This window comes from Kitasatospora sp. NPDC091335 (assembly GCF_044757205.1).
Classification (GTDB): domain Bacteria; phylum Actinomycetota; class Actinomycetes; order Streptomycetales; family Streptomycetaceae; genus Kitasatospora.
Genome location: NZ_JBIVUM010000002.1, coordinates 679,032 through 698,176 on the forward strand (window position 1 = coordinate 679,032; position 19,145 = coordinate 698,176).

Below are 19,145 nucleotides of genomic sequence, written 5' to 3' on the forward strand. Positions count from 1 at the left end.
CTCAGGGGTCGTTCACGGGCAGGGGCACCGCGAAAGGGGAGGTCACTGCCCCCGCAGTCTTTCACGACCACCGCACGCTAGTTCTTGCAGAGCCGGTCCAGCAGGTTGGCGGTGGCCCGCTGGATCCGCTCGTCGGTCAGCCCGGGGCGGCCCAGCGCGGGCGACCAGGCGAAGGTGCCGGCCGCGAAGACGTACGCGCCGCTGGGCGCCCGGTACAGCGAGGTCTCCTGGTAGCGGGTGCGGCCGGCCGGGTCCTGGTACGGCGAGTGCGCCAGCAGCACCCGCTCGACGTGCTCGGGCAGCGCCACCTTGGGGTAGTAGCGGTCCGCCTCCCCGGCGACCAGCCCTGGCAGCTCCTCGCCCTCCTGGAGGCCGGTGCCGTCCCACAGCCAGTGCGCGGTGTGCCTGGCCACCAGCGGGACGGGCGCGGCGACCCGCCCCGAGTACTGCACCCCGAGCAGGTGCTGCTCGGGCTCCCCCGCGTCCCGCCACAGCGCGCTGGCCGCACCGGGCACCCCCGCGGCCGTGCTGCCCGGCCGGACCTTCTGCCGCTTGCGGCAGTTGAGCAGCCGGTGGGGCTCGCCGGAGGCGGCGGCGGTCAGCTCGACCCGCCAGTACATGGTGTTGGCGGAGAGGAACACCAGCGAGGTGCCGTCGTCCCTGGCCCGCTCGGCGGCCCGGCGCATCGGCTCCGACCAGTACTCGTCGTGCCCGGGGAAGACCAGCGCCCGGTACCCGGACGCGTCCACCAGGCCGGCGTGCAGGTCGCCGGCGGTGGCGTACGAGAGGTCGTAGCCGAAGCGCTCGGCCCAGCGGATGAAGTCGTAGGCGTGGCCGACGTGCAGCGGCAGCCCGGCGGTGGCGTGCGGGCGGTCGAAGGAGACCGTGACGGCCGCCTCCGGCTCGCCGACCAGCCCGCCCCGGCCGTCCCAGGCGTGGTAGAGGCTGGCACCGGTCCGGCCGTCCTCGGGGAACAGGTTGTACGCCTGCCAGGTCACGTCCGGGAGCACCAGGAGCAGCTCGGCGGCGCGCCCCTGATCCTCGAAGTCCCGGACGGTGAACGGGATGTGGCTGCGGTGCAGCATGTCGGCGGTGGTCAGCACGGCGACGTACGCGCCGGGCTTCCAGTGGGCCGGGATCTGCTGCCGCCAGGAGTGCCACCAGTGGTGGCAGGAGACCGTCCGGTCCACCACCAGCGGGGCGGGCTGGACGAGTCCGGCGATGTTCGGGCTGGAGGTCATGTGGCGGGCGCCGTCGCCGCCGTAGTGGCCGATCCGGAAGACGTTCACGGTGAACTCGCGGGGCGGGTTGACGGTGACCCGGAAGTCCACCGAGCCGCCGGGACGGACCACCCCGGCCGAGGCGAAGCCCTTGATCTGCTGGTCCACGTCGTTGGCGCCCTGCGGGGTGCCGACCGGCGGCTTGGGCCGGGTGCCCGCGGTCAGCGACTGCTGGCCCGGCGCGTCCACCGAGACGTACCAGGGGACGGCGCCCTCCGCCCCCGCGAGGTACTGGTCCGGGCTGCGCAGCCAGGGCAGCGGGCCCTGGCCGAAGGGGTCGGAGACGCTGTAGGCGTGCGTCCCCGACTCCCAGCGGCGGTTGAGTTCGGTCCCCACGCGCCCCTCCCAGATGCACTTCCGCCCGGTTGGCACGTGCCCCCCGGATGTGCGTGCGCTCTAATACACCACAGAGTGCTGCCGTCACGTCACCCTCCGGCAGCGATTGGGGCGGGGAATCTCGCGCGCCTCCCGGAGAGGGCCTCCGGCCTGCGAAGACTTCCGGCGGCCGATCGAATCGGGGGCGCGCGCGGGGGCGCCGAGCGCCCTCCTGGGGCACCTGGGACGTCAGAGGCGGACGGGTTTCTCCAGCCGGACGTCGGCGGCGTCCAGCCAGGCGCGCAGCGGCCCGTCCTGGCCCTGCTCGACGGCCTGGGCGACCGGGCCGGCCAGGTCGGTGCGGCGGACGCCGCCGAGCAGCAGCACCGGACCGTCCAGCCAGTCCAGGCCGGGGGCGCCGCCCGCGGTGTCCACGGCGGCGCAGCAGACCATCGCGGTGACGTGGTCGACCAGCCGGTCGCGGCCGCTGCGCTCGGGTTCGAGCAGCGGGACCGGGGCGGTGGTGCGGGCCGACCGGGCGGCGAGCGCGGCGGCCAGCAGTTCGCCGTCGCCCTCGGCGAGCCGGCCCAGCAGCCGGGTGAGGGTCGGGGCCCCCGGACGGGGCTGCGGGGCGAGCCGGTCCAGGGCGGTCTGGAGGGTGGCGGCGCCCGCCCGCCAGCCGGCGTCCACCACCTCGGCCGGGTAGTCGGCCCACTCCAGCTCGTGCCAGCTGCCGGCCGGCGGGCGGCCGAAGAACAGTTCGGCGGCGAGCCTGGAGACCGCCCGGTCGACGGTGCCCGGATCCTCCAGCAGGTCGCAGGCGGGGCGGTCGCCGAGCCGGCTGCCGTAGCCGTCGGCCAGCCGGTCGCGGCGGGACAGCTCGGTGAGGGCGGCGACCACCCCGGCGTTGAGGTGGGCCGGATGGCGGCCGAGCCGCCAGGCGGGCAGCGCGACCCGGGTGAGCAGCCGGTCCCAGCCGGCGTAGGCGAGGCCGACCTGTTCCTGGGCGGCGATCCGCAGGCCGTAGTCGACCGTCCTGGCCTGCTCGGAGGCCCAGCTCGCGACCGAGCGCTCCAGCTCGGCGGAGTGGCCCCGGCAGGCGCCGAGCAGACGGCGGGCGACCCTGCGGGCGACCCGGTCGGCGAGCGCGGCCGGACCCCGCCCGGCCGGCCGGGGCGGTCCGGCCAGGGTGCCGCCGCCGAGGCCGGGGGCCACGCCGCCGCCGGAGTCCAGACAGGCGTCCAGGCTGCGCAGGAAGCGGCGGGCAGCGGCGATCTCCGGGTCCGCGGAGGCGGCGGTGCCGGCCACCACGGGGGCGAGCAGGGCGCGCAGCTCTCCGGCCCGCATCCACCACAGGAAGGGCGAGCCGATCACCAGGACGGGGGCGGGCGCCCCGGGGGCCGGCCGCGGCCGGCGCGACCGCGGCGGGGACGTCCGCCGGGCCGGCGGGACGTCCTCCAGCCAGCTGTCGCAGTCCGGGGTGAGGGCGACCGCGGAGGGCGCGGGGACGTCCAGCCGAGCGGCCAGTTCGTCGGTCAGCCGGTACAGCTCGGGAGCCTCTGCGCGGTCCAGCGGAACGGCCGGGGTCCGTGGCGGGACGGCCCGGCGCAGGGCGCGGGCGGTCAGCCCCGCCACCAGCAGGGTCAGCGCCGCGACGGCGCAGACCGCCCAGCGGGCGATGTCCCACCCGGCGGCGTCGGCGGCCCCCGGCGCGCCGATCCGGCCGGTGGACCGGCCCGCGAGCAGGACCACCGCGACGGCGGTGGGCAGGGCGGCTGCGGCCAGGGCGAGGCCTCGGACCCGCAGGACCGCCTGGGCGTGAGCGCGCGCGGTGTCGACTACGGCCATACGGTGCGGCACCCCCTTCGGAGCCCTCGGGCGCCCGGCTTCGGGCCCTGAGCCGACTCGAAACGATCAGTTCCGACCGGGAAGCGGAGGCGTCCGATCCCCGGTAGTGCATGGTGCGTGGCGCTACTGACATTTTCGACGCCCCGGTCCGGGTGGGCGTTCCGGATCGCCTCGGTTTCCACTCGTCCCGGTGACATCGCCCGAATTCCGGACGCCGACCACCGGTCCGGTGCGAAGCACCCGGACGACCGCCCGGCCGGACGCCGTCCAGCATCCCCCCGTGGGAGCAGCGCTACCCGGCGGCGCCCCCGGCGCACGGGCCCCGCACATCGCGATCCAGCGCACCATACGGCCGGGCGCCCGGTTACGTCAGCCGGATGCGGGTGCTATCACCCGATGGGCTGGAATCCGTCGGCCGAACGGTGCGTGCGTCCTCGCAGCCACTCCGGTCCCGATATGCCGGGGGCGCTGGGCCCATGGGGTTGGTCGGCGGTTTGTTCGGGTCCCGCCCGCCCCTGCCGGGGCGCGGCAGGCCCTTCGGACTCTCCCGGGGCCGGGCCCGCCCGCCCTGCGCCGCCCCGGGCCGTCACGCACCGCGGCCCCCGTGCGAACGGTTCGCACGGGGGCCGCGGGGAGCGCGAGGAGGGGCCTCAGCCGGTGGCCGCCTTCAGCGCGATGTCGGTGCGGTGCTGACCACCCTTGAGGGAGATCCGGTCCACGGCGGCGTACGCGCGGTCCCTGGCCTCGGCCAGGTCGGTGCCGGTCGCGGTGACCGACAGGACGCGGCCGCCGGCGCTCAGCACCCGGCCGTCCCCGTCCGCCTTCGTCCCGGCGTGCAGCACGAACGCGGTGCCGTCCGCCTCGGCCTCGGCCAGGCCCTCGATCGGGTCGCCGGTGCGCGGGGCTTCCGGGTAGCCCTCGGAGGCGACGACCACGGTGACGGCCGCGCCCTCGTCCCAGCGCAGCGGCTCCAGCTGGTCCAGGGTGCCCTCGGCGGAGGCCAGCAGCACGCCCGCCAGCGGGGTGCGCAGCCGGGCCAGCACGACCTGGGTCTCCGGGTCGCCGAAGCGGGCGTTGAACTCGATCACCCTGGTGCCGCGCGAGGTGAGCGCCAGGCCCGCGTACAGCAGGCCGGAGAACTCGGTGCCGCGGTGGCGCAGCTCGTCCACGGTCGGCTGGAGGACGGTCTCCAGGACCTCCTCGACCAGCCCGTCCGGCGCCCACGGCAGCGGCGAGTAGGCGCCCATGCCGCCGGTGTTGGGACCCTCGTCGCCGTCCAGCGCGCGCTTGAAGTCCTGGGCGGGCTGGAGCGGGACGACGGTGGTGCCGTCGGTGATCGCGAACAGCGACACCTCGGGGCCGTCCAGGTACTCCTCGATGACCACGCGCTCGCAGGCGGCGGCGTGCGCCAGCGCGGCCTCGCGGTCGGAGGTGACCACGACGCCCTTGCCGGCGGCCAGCCCGTCGTCCTTGACCACGTACGGGGCGCCGAAGGCGTCCAGCGCCTCGGCGGCCTCGGCGACGGTGGTGCAGACGTAGGAGCGCGCGGTGGGGACGCCCGCCGCGGCCATCACGTCCTTGGCGAACGCCTTCGAACCCTCCAGCTGCGCGGCCGCGGCGGACGGGCCGAACACCGGGACGCCGGCCGCGCGCACGGCGTCGGCGACGCCGGCGACCAGCGGGGCCTCCGGGCCGACCACCACCAGGCCGGCGCCGAGCCGGCCGGCCAGCGCGGCGACCTGCGCACCGTCCAGCTGGTCGACCGGGTGGACCGTCGCCACCTGTGCGATCCCGGCGTTGCCCGGGGCACAGTGGAGTTCGGTCACTACGGGATCTTGGGACAGAGAGCGGCACAGGGCGTGTTCGCGGGCGCCGCCGCCGATGACGAGGACCTTCACGCCTGGCAGCGTAGTCGGTGGCCTGTTCCGGCCGCTCTCCGGTCCCGTCCGATCCTCCGACGGAACCCCTCCGTACACCGAGCGGGCCGGAGGATCCTCCAGCCCGGACGGGGCCGGTTCGGCGGTGGGTGGCCGGGTCACGACGCCTGGTCACCGGACCCTCGCTCGGACGGGTGAAATCTCGCCGCCTCCCGCAACCCGCTCACCACGGGTTCCGGTGGCCGAAACCGGTAACGATCAACGGAGAAGCGCCCCCATGGTCAGCCATTTGGCGGTAAGAAGTGCTGTTGGACAACCACGGCGGACACCACGTCAGCCGATGCGCCGACAGACCAGCAGCCCGCCCGCCACAGGGAGCCCCACAGGTGAGCCAGCCGGAAATGCAGCCCGAGGAGAGTGCCTGGGGCAAGGAGATCGGTGAGGAGGACCAGCCCGCCGCAGCCGTCGTCCGACGGGCCTCCACCCGCCGCCGAGCCGATCTGAGCACCCGCCAGTTCCCGCTCGGGGACTGGGGCGAGCCCGCCGAGCGGCTGGAGGAGCTCTACCGCTGGTCGGAGGAGCGGGCGGTCGAGGCGATCGAGTGGTACCGCAGGGACCGGATCTGGAAGCGCCGCTGGGCGCGCCTGCTGCGGTTCGGCGCGGCCGGCTTCGCGGCGGGCGGGGTGATCGTCCCGCTGGTCGGCCTGACCGGCAGGTTCGCGCACGGCACCGACTGGGGCTACGTCGGCTTCGCGCTCTCCGCCGCCTGCCTCGCCACCGACCGGGTCTTCGGCCTCACCTCGGGCTGGATGCGGGACATCTCCACCGGGCAGGCGCTGCAACGCCGTCTGGAGGCCTTCCAGTTCGACTGGGCGTCGGAGTGCGTGCGCGAGGTGCTCGGCCCGACCGAGGGCACCGCGGGCGAGGCCGCCGAGCGCTGCCTGGGCGTGCTGCGCCGGTTCTGCGAGGACGTCTCGGACATGGTCCGCTCCGAGACCTCGGAGTGGATGCTGGAGTTCCGCGCCTCGATGACCCAGCTGCCCACCCAGTCCGCCGGCGCCTGGGGCGGGCGCACCGAGCCCGGGGTGGGCGCCCAGGTGCGGGTGCTGCCGCCGCCCGGCACCCGGCCGACGATGCCGCGCCAGCGGCCGCCGGAGGGGCCGCTGCGGTAGCGCTCAGCGGCCGGGGGCCGGCCTTCGGGGCTCAGCCCTCAGGGGGCAGCCCTCAGGGCTAGGCGAAGACGATCATCGAGCCCTGGGTGACGCTCCTGGTCGCCGCCGCGTACAGGCCCGACCAGGCGTGCCGCTCCCTGGCGAAGGGGTGGACGTCGTCGATCGGCGGTCCGAACGGCTGCTCCAGGCCGGTCGGCCCGAGCGGCCGGGTCGGGTCCGGGGGGTTGAGCGGGTCGATGCCCAGCGCCGGTGCGACGGCCTGGAGTTCACGCAGCAGCCCGTGGCTGGAGCCGAGCGGGCCACCGGAGGCGAGCAGCGCGTCGTCCACCAGCGGCACCGCGAACTCGACCGGCACGTACGCGCCGGCGTGGTCGAAGTGCCAGACCAGGTGCGACTGTTCGGCGCTGCTCTCGAACATCTCCAGCAGCTGCTCGTAGTCGCTGCCGAGCGCGTCGACCGGGGTGATGTCCAGACCGGTGAGGCCCAGCAGGTAGGCGCGGCGCAGGAAGTGCAGCGAGTCGTAGTCGAAGGCCGCCATCGGCTCGACCGCACCGCTGATGCCGGGGACGAACCGGTAGACCGGCACCTCGGGCAGCCCGTTCGAGGCCAGCACCGAGTTGTAGAGCGCGAGGTCGTCCCGGAAGGGGTTGTCGGGGCTGTGGCTCAGCACGTCCACCAGCGGGACGAGCCAGAGGTCGCAGGCCATGGCCGGCAGTTCCTCTCCGGACGGCGGGAATCGCCCGCGGAGGCGGGGCGACGACGGGGGCTGGGCCGGTACCAGGACGGCCCTTGCACAGGGCGTCAGGTCCGACGCCCGCCCACCCTACCGGCCCGGTGCCGCGGGCGGACCCGGCCGTCCCCGCGGACCCTCCGGCGGCGGTTCGGCCAGCCGCCGGCCGAACCGGCCGTACGACACCACGCGGGGCTGCGGCACCAGGCCGAGGCCCAGTCCGAGTTCCCGGCCCAGTTCCCGGCCCACCTCGTCGCTGCGGCGGCTCCGCTCGCCGCGGGCCGCACCGGGCTCGGCGGCGGGCTCGGCGGCCGACGCCGGCGGGGCCGGTGACGCGGGCGGCGGCTCGGCCGGCCCCGGCGGCGGCTCCTCCCCGACGAACTCGGTGAGCAGCCCCAGGACGGTCACCGACTCCAGCGGCTGCCCGGCCAGCCCGGCCAGCAGCCGGACGGTGTACAGGTTGTACTCGCAGATGATCCGGTGCGCACCGAGCGGGTCGCGGGCCTCGATCGCCTCGACCAGGTCCGGGTGCCGATCCCAACACAGCCCGCCCAGCGCGGGCAGCTCCCGCAGGTAGCGCGCGGCGAACATCCAGGACTGCACCCGCAGCCAGTCCAGGTAGTCGGCGATCCGACGGTTGCCGAGCAGCCCGCCGACCTCCTGCCAGAACCGGCGGTCGCAGCCCACCATCACGTCCAGGTTCCCGGCCCTGGCGGCCCGCACCGCCGCGTCCGCCCTGCGGTGCAGCGAGGACAGCCGGCTGAGGTCGGGCAGCGCACGGCGGGTGGCGTACTGGCGGTGGAAGCTGTCGGTGATCAGCACCCGGGACTCGAAGATCTCCAGGAAGTCGTCCCAGCCCAGCTCGGGCACGGTGAAGCCGCGGTGGTGCTCGGCCCGCAGCAGGCCCTGTGCGCCGAGGTCGACCAGGGCCTCGCGGGCCGGGGTCGCCGAGACGCCGTACAGCTCGGCGATCTCCTTGACGGTGAAGTTGCGGCCGGCCGCCAGGCGGCCGGCCATCATCTCCTCTCGCAGCGCGCCGGCGATCTGCTCGCGCAGGCTGTTGCGTTGGATGACGGGGCGGGGGGTGTCGCCTGCGCCGTTGCCAGGCATGGGCGCGACCTCCTCGGGCGGCCTACCGTGCCGGCCCTCCTACGGGCCGGCGGGGAACACGACGAGTGCTCATCTTCTCAAACCCGACCGGCCCAGGTACGAACCAACCCTCCCGGAACGCCCTCCGCCGCGTCCCGGCCCGCTCCCGCCCCGCTCCGGCTCAGCGCTGGACCGGCGCCGGAATCCCCAGCAGGCGGTCCCGCAGCACCGGGAACTCCTCGCGCGCCTTGGCCACCTCGGCGGGGTCGAACTCGACCGTCAGGACCTCCTCGCCGGCCCCCGCCTCGGCCAGCACCCGGCCCCACGGGTCCACCACGAGGCTGTACCCGGCCTGCTCGACCCCGGCGTGCGTCCCGGCCGTGTTGCAGCCCAGCACGAAGCACTGCTCCTCCACCGCCCGGGCCCTGGCCAGCAGCGTCCAGTGCTCGCGCCGCCTGGCCGGCCAGGCCGACGGGACCACCAGCAGCTGCGAGCCGGCGTCCAGCAGCGCCCGGAACAGCTCGGGGAAGCGCAGGTCGTAGCAGGTGGCCAGGCCCAGCGTGGCGAAGTCGGTGGGCGCGGTGACGATCTCCTGCCCGGCGCCCATCACCACCGCCTCGCCGGTGTCGAAGCCGAAGCGGTGGATCTTGCGGTAGGTGTGCGCCAGCTCGCCGTCCGGGGAGAACAGCAGCGAGGTGTTGTAGATCGGCCCGTCCGGGTCGCGCTCGACGATCGAACCGGCGTGCAGCCAGACCCCGGCGGCCCTGGCGGCGGCCGACATCGCGTCCGAGGTGGGCCCGTCCAGCGTCTCCGCGCCGTCCGACCAGAGGTCGTAGGCGAAGCCGCCGAGCGGCCACAGCTCGGGGAGCACCACCAGATCGGCGCCCTGCTGGGCCCGTACCAGGGCCGCCGCCCGAGCCCTCCGCTCGGCGGGCGGCTCCGCGTCGGAGACCGCGAGTTGGATCAATGAAGCGCGCACAGTACCACCGTCCAAGGCAAGAGACCTACGATCGTCACCCGAAAGCGCTGCCCAGCTGTCTCCCGGCAGCGTAACGTGCGGTTAGCGTGTGCGCCCGGAAGCCGGACCAACCCGGCCGGCGGTACGGCGGGCACAGGCGGCAAGGAAGCTGACGGAGGGCCGGAGATTCCCGTGACGGACAACCAGACCGTGCAGGCTTACACCGAGGCGTGGACCCAGAGCATCGAGTCCATATCGGAGCTGGTGACCCCCCTTCCCGAGGGCTCCTGGAACCGGGCCACCGAGTGCCCCGGCTGGTCCGTCCGGGACGTCGTCTCGCACGTCATCGCGGTCGAGTCCGACCTGCTCGGCGACCCCCGCCCGATCCACTCGCTGCCGCGTGACCTCCGTCACGTGACCACCGAGTTCGCCCGCTACATCGAACTGCCCGTCGACAAGCGCCGCTGCCACACCGCGCTGGAGATGACCAGCGAGCTGGAGTACACGGTCATCCGCCGCTCCCGGGCGCTGCGGAACGCCAAGCAGACGCCCGACGAGCCGGTGCGCTGGCCGGCCGGGCCGCTGGCCAGGGACGTCCCGTACCACGAGCTGCTGCGGATGCGGGCCTTCGACGTCTGGGTGCACGAGCAGGACCTGCGCCGGGCCCTGGACGCCCCCGGCAACCTGGACGCCCCGGCCGCCCTGATCACCCGGGACGTGCTGCTGGAGCTGCTGCCCAAGGCCGTCGCCAACAAGGCCGGAGTCCCGGCCGGGACGTCCCTGGTGCTGGACGTCACCGGCCCGGTGGAGTTCCTGCGCACCGCCCGGGTGGACGCCGCCGGCCACTGCACCGTGGACGAGTCGATCAGCCTGGCTCCCGACGTCCAGCTCACCATGGGCTGGGAGACGTACCTGCGGCTCGCCTGCGGCCGCGGCCGCCCGGGCCCGGTGTCCGTCGAGGGCGACCGGGAACTGGCCGAGCGGGTGCTGGCCAACTTCTCGGTCACCATCTGATCCGACGCTCTCCGAGCCGACCGGCGCGCACCACCCGGCGCACCCGCACCGGTGCGCGCCGGGTGGTTCCACCTGCGCATCCGTACGTCAATCCGACACCAGTCACCTCACCCGTTCGGCCTCGTTGTTCCGGGCAGTCCAGTCATCACCCGGAAGAAGGAGAGGCGGTCCCGATGGACGACGAGCGGGAGCAGCGGGAACAGATGGTGCTGGTGCGGTCGAGCTTCCCGGTCACGGGGCAGCCGATCCGCGTGGTGACGATCGACGGGGAGCCGTGGTTCGTCACGGCGGACGTGTGCGCGGTGCTCGGCCGGATCAACCCGAGCCGAATCCGCCAGGTGGTCGGCGAGAGCCAGACCCGGGTCGTCAACTCGCGCCTCATTACCCTTCCTTCAAGGAAGGGTAATGACGATTCCGCAGGTCAGAAACCGTACGAGCGCGGTAACCCACATCTGGGCGTGGTCAGCGAAGCCGGGCTCTACATGATGATCATGCGGTCGAGGAAGCCCGGTGCCCGGCCCTTCCAGGAGTGGGGCACCCGCGACCTCCTGCCCTCCGTCCGCCGCGGGGACACCGATGTCCCGGTCCAGCAGCGGCGGATGGCCGAGACCCTGTCCGAGGCGATCGGCCGGCAGGTGCGGATCGTCGCGGAGATCGACCACGAGGACTGGCCCGGCCTGACCGTCCGCTCGGACGGGACGGTGCACTGCCGGCACGGCGAGATGGTCCTCCACCTGCCGGGCCGGGAGGAGGACAGCGGACCGCCGTTCGGCGCGTACTTCGCCTGCCCGAGCGGGGAGCGGGTCGGCATCAGGGGCAGCCGGATCGTCCCGGGCTGCCCGAAGCTGAGGCTGGTGGACCTGATCCGCCTGCGGCGCGAGGCCCGGCCCGCCCCCGCCACTGCCACTGCCCCCGGCACCGGGCCCGCGCCCGACCACGGGCCGATGCACGCGGAGCTGCACGGTGCCCGGCTCTTCGGGACACCGGTGCAGATGGCCGCGTTCATGCGGGCGTACCGCTGCTGACGTCCCGCTCGGCGGGGCCCGGGGATTCCGCCGGCCGGAGGCTACGACCCCGTCGCCACGAGCTTCCGCCGCAGCCGCAGGATCATCAGCGTCCCCACCGCCAGCGGGACGTACTGCCAGCAGAACGCCCAGCGGAAGGCGTCGGCGGAGTACGACCCGGCGCCGTCCGGGGAGAGCGCGTCCAGCAGGACGCCGATGCCGAACAGGGTGATCATCGTGCCGATGAAGCCGCCCATGTTGACGATCCCGGAGGCGGTGCCGAGCCGCTCCACGGGGTTCCGGGAGCGCGCGTAGTCCAGGCCGACCAGCGAGGCCGGGCCGTTGCTGCCCATCACCACGATGATCCCGACCAGCAGCCAGGCCGGCGGGTGGCCGCCGGGCCAGGCCAGCACCAGTGCCCAGCCGAGCGCGGTGGCCGCGATGACGGTCAGCACGATCGGCATCCGGGCCCGCGCCGTGGCGGAGAGCAGCCGGCCGAAGACGAAGCCGAAGGTCATGGTGCTGAGCACCAGGACGGTCAGCAGCCCGCCGGCCCCGGCCCTGGACATGCCCTGTGCCTCCACCAGGTAGGGCAGGCCCCAGAGCAGGCCGAAGGCGTTGCCGGGGAACTGGGTGGTGAAGTGGATCCAGAGCCCGAGCCTGGTGCCCGGCTCCCGCCAGCAGTCGAGGACCTGGCGGCCGACCTTCGGCCGCTGCCGGGCCGCCTCCGGCCGCGCCGGGGCCTCCTGCGGGGGCGCGTCCCTGAGGAGGAGCGCGACCGGTGCGAACACCACCGCGCCCAGCAGCGCGATCGCGGTGAACGTCGCCGTCCAGCCCTCGCTGTGCAGCGCCCTGGCGAGCACCACGGTGGTGACCAGGTTGCCGCCCATCCCGGCCAGGCCGGTCAGCTGGGCCACGAACGGGTTCCTGGCCGCCGGGAACCAGCGGGCGGCGATCCGCAGCACGCTGATGAAGGTCATCGCGTCGCCGCAGCCGAGCACCGCGCGGGAGGCCAGCGCCGGGCCGAACGAGGAGCTGAACGCGAAGGCCAGCTGGCCGGCGCTCAGCAGCAGGACGCCGAGCAGCAGCACCCGGCGCGGCCCGAACCGGTCGACCAGCAGGCCGACCGGGATCTGCATGGCCGCGTAGACCAGCACCTGGAGGATCGAGAAGGTGGAGAGCGCCGAGGCGCCGATGCCGAAGCGGTCGGCGGCGTCCAGTCCCGCCACGCCGAGGCTGGTGCGGTGGATGACGGCCAGGATGTAGACGCTGACGCCGACGGACCAGGCCAGCCAGGCCGCGCGACCACCGGGCGGCCCGGGCACGGGCGCCGGCGCGGAGACCGCCGGGGAGACCGTCGGGGCAGCCGCCGGAGGTCCGACGGTGGATCGGGGAGCGGGGACGGACGGGGACGGGGCTGAACGAGTGGGCTCCACGGTCATAGTCCGACCAGATTAGTCATCCCATGATTGGACGCCCGGCTCCGGGGGTGGAATCCGGCCCCCGGCCGGCCGGCCCCTCAGCCGGTCAGCGTCCAGGACACCGAGCGGGTCATGTAGCGCTCCCTGAACACCTCGTCCCGCACCCAGTCGGTGGTGTCCCGGACGGTCGCGGTCACGGTGGCCGTCCGGCCGGGGGCGAGCTCCAGCCCCGCGGTGTCCAGCCAGGAGCCGTCGGAGGACTGCGGCGTCACCGGGACGCCGTCCACCTTCCACTCCACCCTGAGCTGCCGCTGGCCGGTCAGCGGCAGCGGCCTGACGTCCAGCCGCGGCCGCCCCGCCACCTCGCCCGGGGCCGGCACCGGGGCGTCGGTCGGCCGGACCTTGCGGTACAGCTCCTCGACGAGCGCCTCGCGCGAGGGGAGGTTGTACGTGCTGCCCAGGGTGCGCATCACCGAGTCCGGGGTGGGCCGGTAGAGGCCGTTGGCGCCGCGGTACGCCCCGACCACGCCGGCCCCGTCCGGGGACTCGACGCCCAGCCAGCGCCACCACTTGGTCTGCTTCCTGCGCATGTCGTCGGCGTTGAGGGTGGCGAGGTTCGGGTAGTCGGCGTCCTCGGGGGCGCTGTCGTACTCGTCGCCGAGGTCCCCCAGGGTGTGCCCGATCTCGTGCTGGATGATCCGCCCGGCGTCCGGGCTGCCGCCCGACAGGGTGGTCACCCCGGTACCGCCGGCGCCGCCGTACTCGGTGGAGTTGGCCAGCGCGATCAGGTACTGCGGACCGGCGCCGTCCCCCGCGTACCGGGCGGTGGCGGCCTCGTCGGCGCAGAGCAGCCGGGCGGTGCCCTCGCACCAGAAGTGCATGCCGAGCGGGGTGGCGGTCCTGCGGCCGTGGCTCTCGGACTCGGCGATCCCGGAGACCGGGGAGGCCACCTCGACCCGCCTGATGTTGAAGAAGCCCTGGTAGGTGCGGAAGGGCTCGATGTCCATCAGCGCGTGCCAGGCCCGGTCGGCCTGCTGCCGGAACAGGTCCTGCTCGCCGGCCGTGTAGCCGTCGCCGAGCAGCACCAGGGTGATCCGGTTGGCCGGGTCCCCGGTGCGGCGTATGTCGACGGTCGGGGCGGTCGCGGGTATCCGCTGGTCGGCGTGGAGGGCCGTGTGCGGTGGCACCGCCCGGTCGGCCGGGGCTCCCGGCCCGATCACGCCGAACGGCGACGGGCCGGCCAGTTCCAGGGCGGCCGGGAGGGCGGCGGCCGACACCAGCACGAGTGCGGCCAGACTCCGGACGAGACGGCCAGGGTTGCCAGGCGCCATGCGGGTGCGTCCTCGGGGCTCCGGTCACCCGGCGTCGCCCGGGTGGTGGAGCGGAGACGTACCCGGGCGCGGGTGGCTCCCCTATCCGGCCGCGAAAAAGTCACCGACCTGGCCGAACGATCAGAACCCTCCCGATCATGCGAGTCATACCAACTACTCCCCCGGACGCCCTCCCCCGAGGCCTCCGATCGCCCCGTCGACGGCCCGTGGAAAGCCCGCCGCGGGCCCGCCGGAAACCCGTCGGAGGCCCGTCGGAAAGTCGCGGGAAAAAATCCGAAACCCGTCTGCAACCCCCTGCGGGGATACGCGTCTATACGGATGAAGGCACGGAGAGCGAGACCGGCGGAGCCGGGGGGCGCTTCCGCTCGGGAAGAGCGGGGCCGGTCGTCTTCACCCACACACCGTCAGACCATGACCCTGGGGAGTCACGTCATGCGCATGCCCGTTATCACCCGTTTTGCGAGGAACGACCGCCCGTTCTCCGGCCGCCGCCGCCTTGCCGCCCTCGCCGCCACCGTCGTCCTCGCCGGCGGCGTCCAGCTCCTCGCCACCGACACCGCCTGGGCCTGCGGAGCCCCGGACGACGCTCCGGTCACCGCCCCCGCGAAGCCGTCCGCCCCGGACCAGCAGGACAGGTCCGTCGAGCTGCACGGCCAGGGCGCCAGCACCACGTTCCTCAAGACCCCGGCCACGATCGGCGTCGGCGGCCCCAAGGTGGAGTTCGAGGTCCAGATCTTCAACGGGACCGGTGCCGACTACCACCGGGTCGTCCCTGGCATCGCGTTCTTCAACCCGCACGGGCCCACCCCGAAGGCCTCGCAGGTCACCGCCGAGGTCATGGCGCACGGCGCGTGGCAGCGCGTGCCGCTGCGGCCGGGCTGCGACCCGGCGATCAGCGGCAGCGTCCCGTCCGCGGGCGGGCCGCTCGCCGACGGCCACGCCGTCCGCTACCGCTTCCGGGTCGGACTCTCCTCCGACGTGGCCAAGGACGTCGACGGGCTCCAGGTCATCGCCTCGCCGAGCAGCGGCCGGGGCGCGATCACCGAGGTCAAGGTGGTGCACCCGAAGGCCGCCGCGACGCCGACCACCCCGGCCAAGCCCAAGCCGACGCCCACCAAGGACGCCAAGGACGCGAAGGGCACCACCGGCACCACCGGCGCCAAGGACACCAAGCCGGCCGCCGACCGGACCACGACGGCCGCCCCGACCGCCGCTCCGACCGCCGCGCCGGCCGCCCCCAAGGCGCCCGCCGCCACCCCGACCGCCGCTCCCGCCACCACGGCGCCCGCCGGCACCCCCGAGCTGGCCCAGACCGGTTCCTCGTCCACCAACACCTTCCTCGCCCTCACCTCCGCCGCGTTCCTCGCCCTCGGCGCCGGCGTCCTGATCGCCGTCCGTCGACTGCGTCCCCAGCGTTAGTCGAACGGGCGGTCACACCGAAGGGGCCCTCCTCCGCACGGCGGTGCGGAGGAGGGCCCCCTTCTCGGGTTTCCGGCGCTACGGCCGTCAGCCCCAGGTGATCAGGCGCTTCGGGCGCTCCAGCAGGGCGGCCACGTCGGCCAGCACCTTGGAGCCCAGCTCCCCGTCCACCAGGCGGTGGTCGAAGGAGAGCGCGAGGGTGGTCACCTGACGCGGGACCACCTTGCCCTTGTGCACCCACGGCAGTTCCCTGACCGCGCCGAAGGCCAGGATGGCGGCCTCGCCCGGGTTGAGGATCGGGGTGCCGGTGTCGACGCCGAAGACGCCGACGTTGGTGATGGTGACCGTCCCGCCCTGCATGTCGGCCGGCGAGGTCTTGCCCTGGCGGGCGGTCTCGACCAGCTCGCCGAGCGAAGTGGCGAGCCCCGCGAGGGTCTTGGACCCGGCGTCCTTGATGTTCGGGACGATCAGGCCGCGCGGGGTGGCCGCGGCGATGCCGAGGTTCACCTGGCCCTTGAGGACGATCTCCTGGGCCGCCTCGTCCCACTGCGCGTTGATCCCGGGGTGCCGCTTGATCGCGGTGAGCAGCGCCTTGGCGACGATCAGCAGCGGGCTGACCCGGACGTCCCGGCCCAGCTCGCCGCTCTCCTTGAGCCGGCGGACGAACTTCATCGTGCGGGTCACGTCGACCTGCACGAACTCGGTGACGTGCGGGGCGGTGAAGGCCGAGGCCACCATCGCCTGCGCCGTCGCCTTGCGGACGCCCTTGATCGGCACCCGGACGTCGCCCGCGGCGGACACCGCCGGCGGCGCCAGGACCGGCTCGGCCACGGGGGCCACGGCGGCCTCGGCCACCGGGGCGGCCGGAGCCGCCAGGGCGGCGGCGTGGGCGTGCACGTCCTCGCGGGTGATCACGCCGTCCCGGCCGGTCGGGGTGACCGCGCGCAGGTCGACGCCGAGGTCCTTGGCCAGCTTGCGCACCGGGGGCTTGGCCAACGGGCGCTCCCCGCCGGGCACTTCCGCCACCGGCGCCGGGGCGGCCGGAGCCACCGGGGCGACCGGAGCGGGCGCGGCCGGAGCCTGCTTGGTCGCGGTGACCTTGGTGGTGGTGGTCCGCCGTGCCCGGCGCTGGGCGGTGCCGGTGCGCGGGCCGTACCCGACCAGCACCTCGCGCCGCTCGGGCTCGGCCGACTCGGCCGGGGCCTCCGGCGCCGGAGCCGCCACGGGAGCGGCCGGAGCCGCGGCCCCCGCCTCCCCGGCGACCGCGACGGAGATGATCACGGTGCCGACGTCGACCGTCACACCCTCGGGGAAGTGCAGCTTCTCGACCACCCCGTTGAACGGGATGGGCAGCTCCACCGCCGCCTTGGCGGTCTCCACCTCGCAGACGACCTGCCCGTCGGTGACGGTGTCACCGGGCTTGACGAACCAGCTGAGGATCTCGGCCTCGGTGAGGCCCTCGCCCACATCGGGCATCTTGAACTCGCGGAGCGAGCGAACTTCGGTGGTCATCTTCGCTCCCCCGGATCAGTACGCGAACGCGCGGTCGACGGCGTCGAGCACGCGGTCCAGGTCGGGCAGGAACGCCTCCTCGACCCGGGACGGCGGGTACGGCGCGAAGTAGCCGCCGACCCGCAGGACCGGTGCTTCCAGGTGGTAGAAGCACTTCTCGGTGAGCCGGGCGGCCAGTTCGGCGCCCATGCCCAGGAAGACCGGTGCCTCGTGCACCACGATCGCCCGGCCGGTGCGCCTGACCGAATCCTCCAGGGTGGCGAAGTCCACCGGGGAGAGCGAGCGCAGGTCGATCACCTCCAGCCGGCGGCCGTCCTCCGCGGCGGCCGCGGCGGCCTCCAGGCAGACCTTGACCATCGGACCGTACGCGAGCAGCGTCGCGTCGGTGCCCGGCCGGACGATCCGGGCGTCGTGCAGGCCCAGGTCGGCGGCGTCGCCGACCTCGCCCTTGTCCCAGTAACGGCGCTTGGGCTCCAGGAAGATGACCGGGTCGTCGGACTCGATCGACTGCCGCAGCATCCAGTGCGCGTCGTGCGCGCTGGCCGGGCTGACCACGCGCAGACCGGCGGTGTGCGCGAAGTACGCCTCGTGCGACTCGCTGTGGTGCTCGACCGCGCCGATGCCACCCGCGTAGGGGATGCGCACGGTGACCGGCAGCTTGACGTGGCCCAGCGCGCGGGCGTGCATCTTGGCCAGCTGGGAGACGATCTGGTCGAAGGCCGGGTAGACGAAGCCGTCGAACTGGATCTCCACGACGGGGCGGTAGCCGCGCAGCGCCAGGCCGATCGCGGTGCCCACGATGCCGGACTCGGCGAGCGGGGTGTCGATCACCCGGTCCTCGCCGAAGTCCTTCTGGAGGCCGTCGGTGATCCGGAAGACGCCACCGAGCTTGCCGATGTCCTCTCCCATCAGGAGGGTCTTCGGGTCGTTCTCCAGCGACTTGCGCAGCGCTCCGTTCAGCGCCTTGGCGATGCTCAGCTGACCGGCCATCAGTGGTTCTCCCCCGCCTCGAAGGAGGCCGCGTACTCGACGTACTCGGCCCGTTCCTCATCGACCAGCGTGTGCGGCTCGCTGTACACGTGGTCGAAGATCAGGGTCGGGTCCGGATCCGGCATGCCGCGCACGCCCTCGCGCACCCGCAGCCCCAGCTGCTCGCTCTCGGCGTCGACGGCGGCGAAGAACTCCTCGTCGGCCAGGCCCTCCTTCTCCAGGTGGACCCGGAGCCGGGTGATCGGGTCCTTGGCCTTCCAGGCCTCGGTCTCCTCGGCGTGCCGGTAGCGGGTGGGGTCGTCGGAGGTGGTGTGGGCGCCCATCCGGTAGGTGAACGCCTCGATCAGCACCGGGCCGCTGCCGCTGCGGGCGTGGTCGAGCGCCCAGCGGGTGACCGCCAGGCAGGCCAGCACGTCGTTGCCGTCGACCCGGACGCCCGGGAAGCCGAAGCCGGAGGCGCGGCGGTACAGCGGGATCTTGGTCTGGGTGGTGGTGGGCTCGGAGATCGCCCACTGGTTGTTCTGGCAGAAGAACACCACCGGCGAGTTGTAGACCGAGGCGAAGGTGAAGGCCTCGTTGACGTCGCCCTGGCTGGAGGCGCCGTCGCCGAAGTACGCGATCACCGCGTCGTCGGCGCCGTCCTTGGTGATGCCCATCGCGTAACCGGTGGCGTGCAGCGCCTGCGAGCCGATCACGATGGTGTACAGGTGGAAGTTCTTCTCGTTCGGGTCCCAGCCGCCGTGGTTCACGCCGCGGAACATGCCGAGCAGGTTCAGCGGGTCGACGTCGCGGCACCAGGCGACGCCGTGCTCGCGGTACGTGGGGAACGCGTAGTCGCCGGGGCGCATGGCGCGGCCGGAGCCGACCTGGGCGGCCTCCTGGCCGAGCAGCGAGGCCCACAGGCCCAGCTCGCCCTGGCGCTGGAGCGCGGTGGCCTCACCGTCGAACCGGCGCACCAGCACCAGGTCGCGGTAGAGCGCGCGCAGCTCCTCGGGAGTGGTGGTGAGAGGGTAGTCCGGGTGCTCGACCCGCTCGCCTTCCGGCGTGAGCAACTGGACGAGCTCCGGCTGGGCTTCCTTGCCCTTGGCACGGAGGGTGTCAGGGACGCCGGGGGCCGCCTTCTTGCGAGCCCTCGCCGTGCTTTTGACGGTCACGTTCACTCCTCGGTCTGTCCGGCCGCCCGGG

The 19,145-nt window shown here is 74.1% G+C and carries 15 protein-coding genes; 4 read left to right on the forward strand and 11 right to left on the reverse strand.

The genetic code is table 11. The features are described 5' to 3' along the window. Positions 1 to 77 precede the first annotated feature (77 nt). The 3 genes from ACIQOW_RS07955 to purD form a co-directional block, all read right to left on the reverse strand. A complete protein-coding gene (locus ACIQOW_RS07955) occupies positions 78 to 1,616 on the reverse strand; it encodes a N,N-dimethylformamidase beta subunit family domain-containing protein (protein ID WP_401080932.1) in 1,539 nt (512 codons plus the stop codon). A gap of 228 nt (positions 1,617 to 1,844) precedes the next feature. Then, positions 1,845 to 3,443, reverse strand: coding sequence for a hypothetical protein (locus ACIQOW_RS07960; RefSeq protein ID WP_401080935.1), 1,599 nt, complete (start codon positions 3,441 to 3,443; stop codon positions 1,845 to 1,847). A gap of 650 nt (positions 3,444 to 4,093) precedes the next feature. Then, positions 4,094 to 5,341, reverse strand: coding sequence for a phosphoribosylamine--glycine ligase (purD, locus tag ACIQOW_RS07965; RefSeq protein ID WP_401080938.1), 1,248 nt, complete (start codon positions 5,339 to 5,341; stop codon positions 4,094 to 4,096). Between the two features lie 365 nt (positions 5,342 to 5,706). Between purD and ACIQOW_RS07970 the strand changes: the two genes are divergently transcribed. Beyond that, entirely contained in the window at positions 5,707 to 6,492 is a 786-nt protein-coding gene (locus ACIQOW_RS07970) for an SLATT domain-containing protein (protein ID WP_317620366.1), read from the forward strand. Positions 6,493 to 6,550: 58 nt separating this feature from the next. Here ACIQOW_RS07970 and ACIQOW_RS07975 read toward each other — a convergent pair whose 3' ends face one another. The 3 genes from ACIQOW_RS07975 to ACIQOW_RS07985 form a co-directional block, all read right to left on the reverse strand. Then, positions 6,551 to 7,198 (reverse strand): hypothetical protein, encoded by a 648-nt coding sequence (locus ACIQOW_RS07975; RefSeq protein ID WP_188299854.1) that lies wholly within the window; start codon positions 7,196 to 7,198, stop codon positions 6,551 to 6,553. Positions 7,199 to 7,315: 117 nt separating this feature from the next. Beyond that, positions 7,316 to 8,332 carry a GntR family transcriptional regulator gene (locus ACIQOW_RS07980; protein WP_401080943.1) on the reverse strand — a complete coding sequence of 339 codons (1,017 nt, stop codon included), beginning with the start codon at positions 8,330 to 8,332 and terminating at the stop codon, positions 7,316 to 7,318. Positions 8,333 to 8,492: 160 nt separating this feature from the next. Further along, a complete protein-coding gene (locus ACIQOW_RS07985) occupies positions 8,493 to 9,290 on the reverse strand; it encodes a carbon-nitrogen family hydrolase (protein WP_401080946.1) in 798 nt (265 codons plus the stop codon). 171 nt (positions 9,291 to 9,461) lie between these two features. On the opposite strand from ACIQOW_RS07985, the gene ACIQOW_RS07990 reads away from it, so the two are divergent. Further along, positions 9,462 to 10,283: a maleylpyruvate isomerase family mycothiol-dependent enzyme gene (locus ACIQOW_RS07990; protein WP_188299856.1), complete on the forward strand. Its 822-nt coding sequence runs from the start codon at positions 9,462 to 9,464 to the stop codon at positions 10,281 to 10,283. 173 nt (positions 10,284 to 10,456) lie between these two features. Next, the gene (locus ACIQOW_RS07995) at positions 10,457 to 11,308 is read left to right on the forward strand and encodes a Bro-N domain-containing protein (protein ID WP_401080950.1); all 852 of its coding nucleotides are present in this window, start codon (positions 10,457 to 10,459) and stop codon (positions 11,306 to 11,308) included. A 41-nt stretch (positions 11,309 to 11,349) separates the two neighbouring features. Here ACIQOW_RS07995 and ACIQOW_RS08000 read toward each other — a convergent pair whose 3' ends face one another. Together ACIQOW_RS08000 and ACIQOW_RS08005 are read right to left on the reverse strand one after the other, a co-directional pair. Next, positions 11,350 to 12,612: a nitrate/nitrite transporter gene (locus tag ACIQOW_RS08000; protein ID WP_401080952.1), complete on the reverse strand. Its 1,263-nt coding sequence runs from the start codon at positions 12,610 to 12,612 to the stop codon at positions 11,350 to 11,352. 194 nt (positions 12,613 to 12,806) lie between these two features. Further along, on the reverse strand, positions 12,807 to 14,039 hold the full coding sequence (locus ACIQOW_RS08005) for a M64 family metallopeptidase (RefSeq protein ID WP_401080955.1): 1,233 nt from the start codon (positions 14,037 to 14,039) through the stop codon (positions 12,807 to 12,809). Between the two features lie 432 nt (positions 14,040 to 14,471). Here ACIQOW_RS08005 and ACIQOW_RS08010 point away from each other — a divergent pair, with 432 nt between their 5' ends. Then, positions 14,472 to 15,458 carry an LPXTG cell wall anchor domain-containing protein gene (locus tag ACIQOW_RS08010; protein WP_401080958.1) on the forward strand — a complete coding sequence of 329 codons (987 nt, stop codon included), beginning with the start codon at positions 14,472 to 14,474 and terminating at the stop codon, positions 15,456 to 15,458. 87 nt (positions 15,459 to 15,545) lie between these two features. Here ACIQOW_RS08010 and ACIQOW_RS08015 read toward each other — a convergent pair whose 3' ends face one another. The 3 genes from ACIQOW_RS08015 to pdhA are packed head-to-tail and all read right to left on the reverse strand — an operon-like array spanning position 15,546 to position 19,114. Further along, positions 15,546 to 16,970 (reverse strand): dihydrolipoamide acetyltransferase family protein, encoded by a 1,425-nt coding sequence (locus tag ACIQOW_RS08015; protein ID WP_401080960.1) that lies wholly within the window; start codon positions 16,968 to 16,970, stop codon positions 15,546 to 15,548. A 15-nt stretch (positions 16,971 to 16,985) separates the two neighbouring features. Continuing rightward, positions 16,986 to 17,960 (reverse strand): alpha-ketoacid dehydrogenase subunit beta, encoded by a 975-nt coding sequence (locus ACIQOW_RS08020; protein WP_401080963.1) that lies wholly within the window; start codon positions 17,958 to 17,960, stop codon positions 16,986 to 16,988. Continuing rightward, positions 17,960 to 19,114: a pyruvate dehydrogenase (acetyl-transferring) E1 component subunit alpha gene (gene pdhA, locus ACIQOW_RS08025; RefSeq protein WP_401080966.1), complete on the reverse strand. Its 1,155-nt coding sequence runs from the start codon at positions 19,112 to 19,114 to the stop codon at positions 17,960 to 17,962. The genes ACIQOW_RS08020 and pdhA overlap by 1 nt, the downstream gene beginning before the upstream one ends. Positions 19,115 to 19,145: the final 31 nt, after the last annotated feature.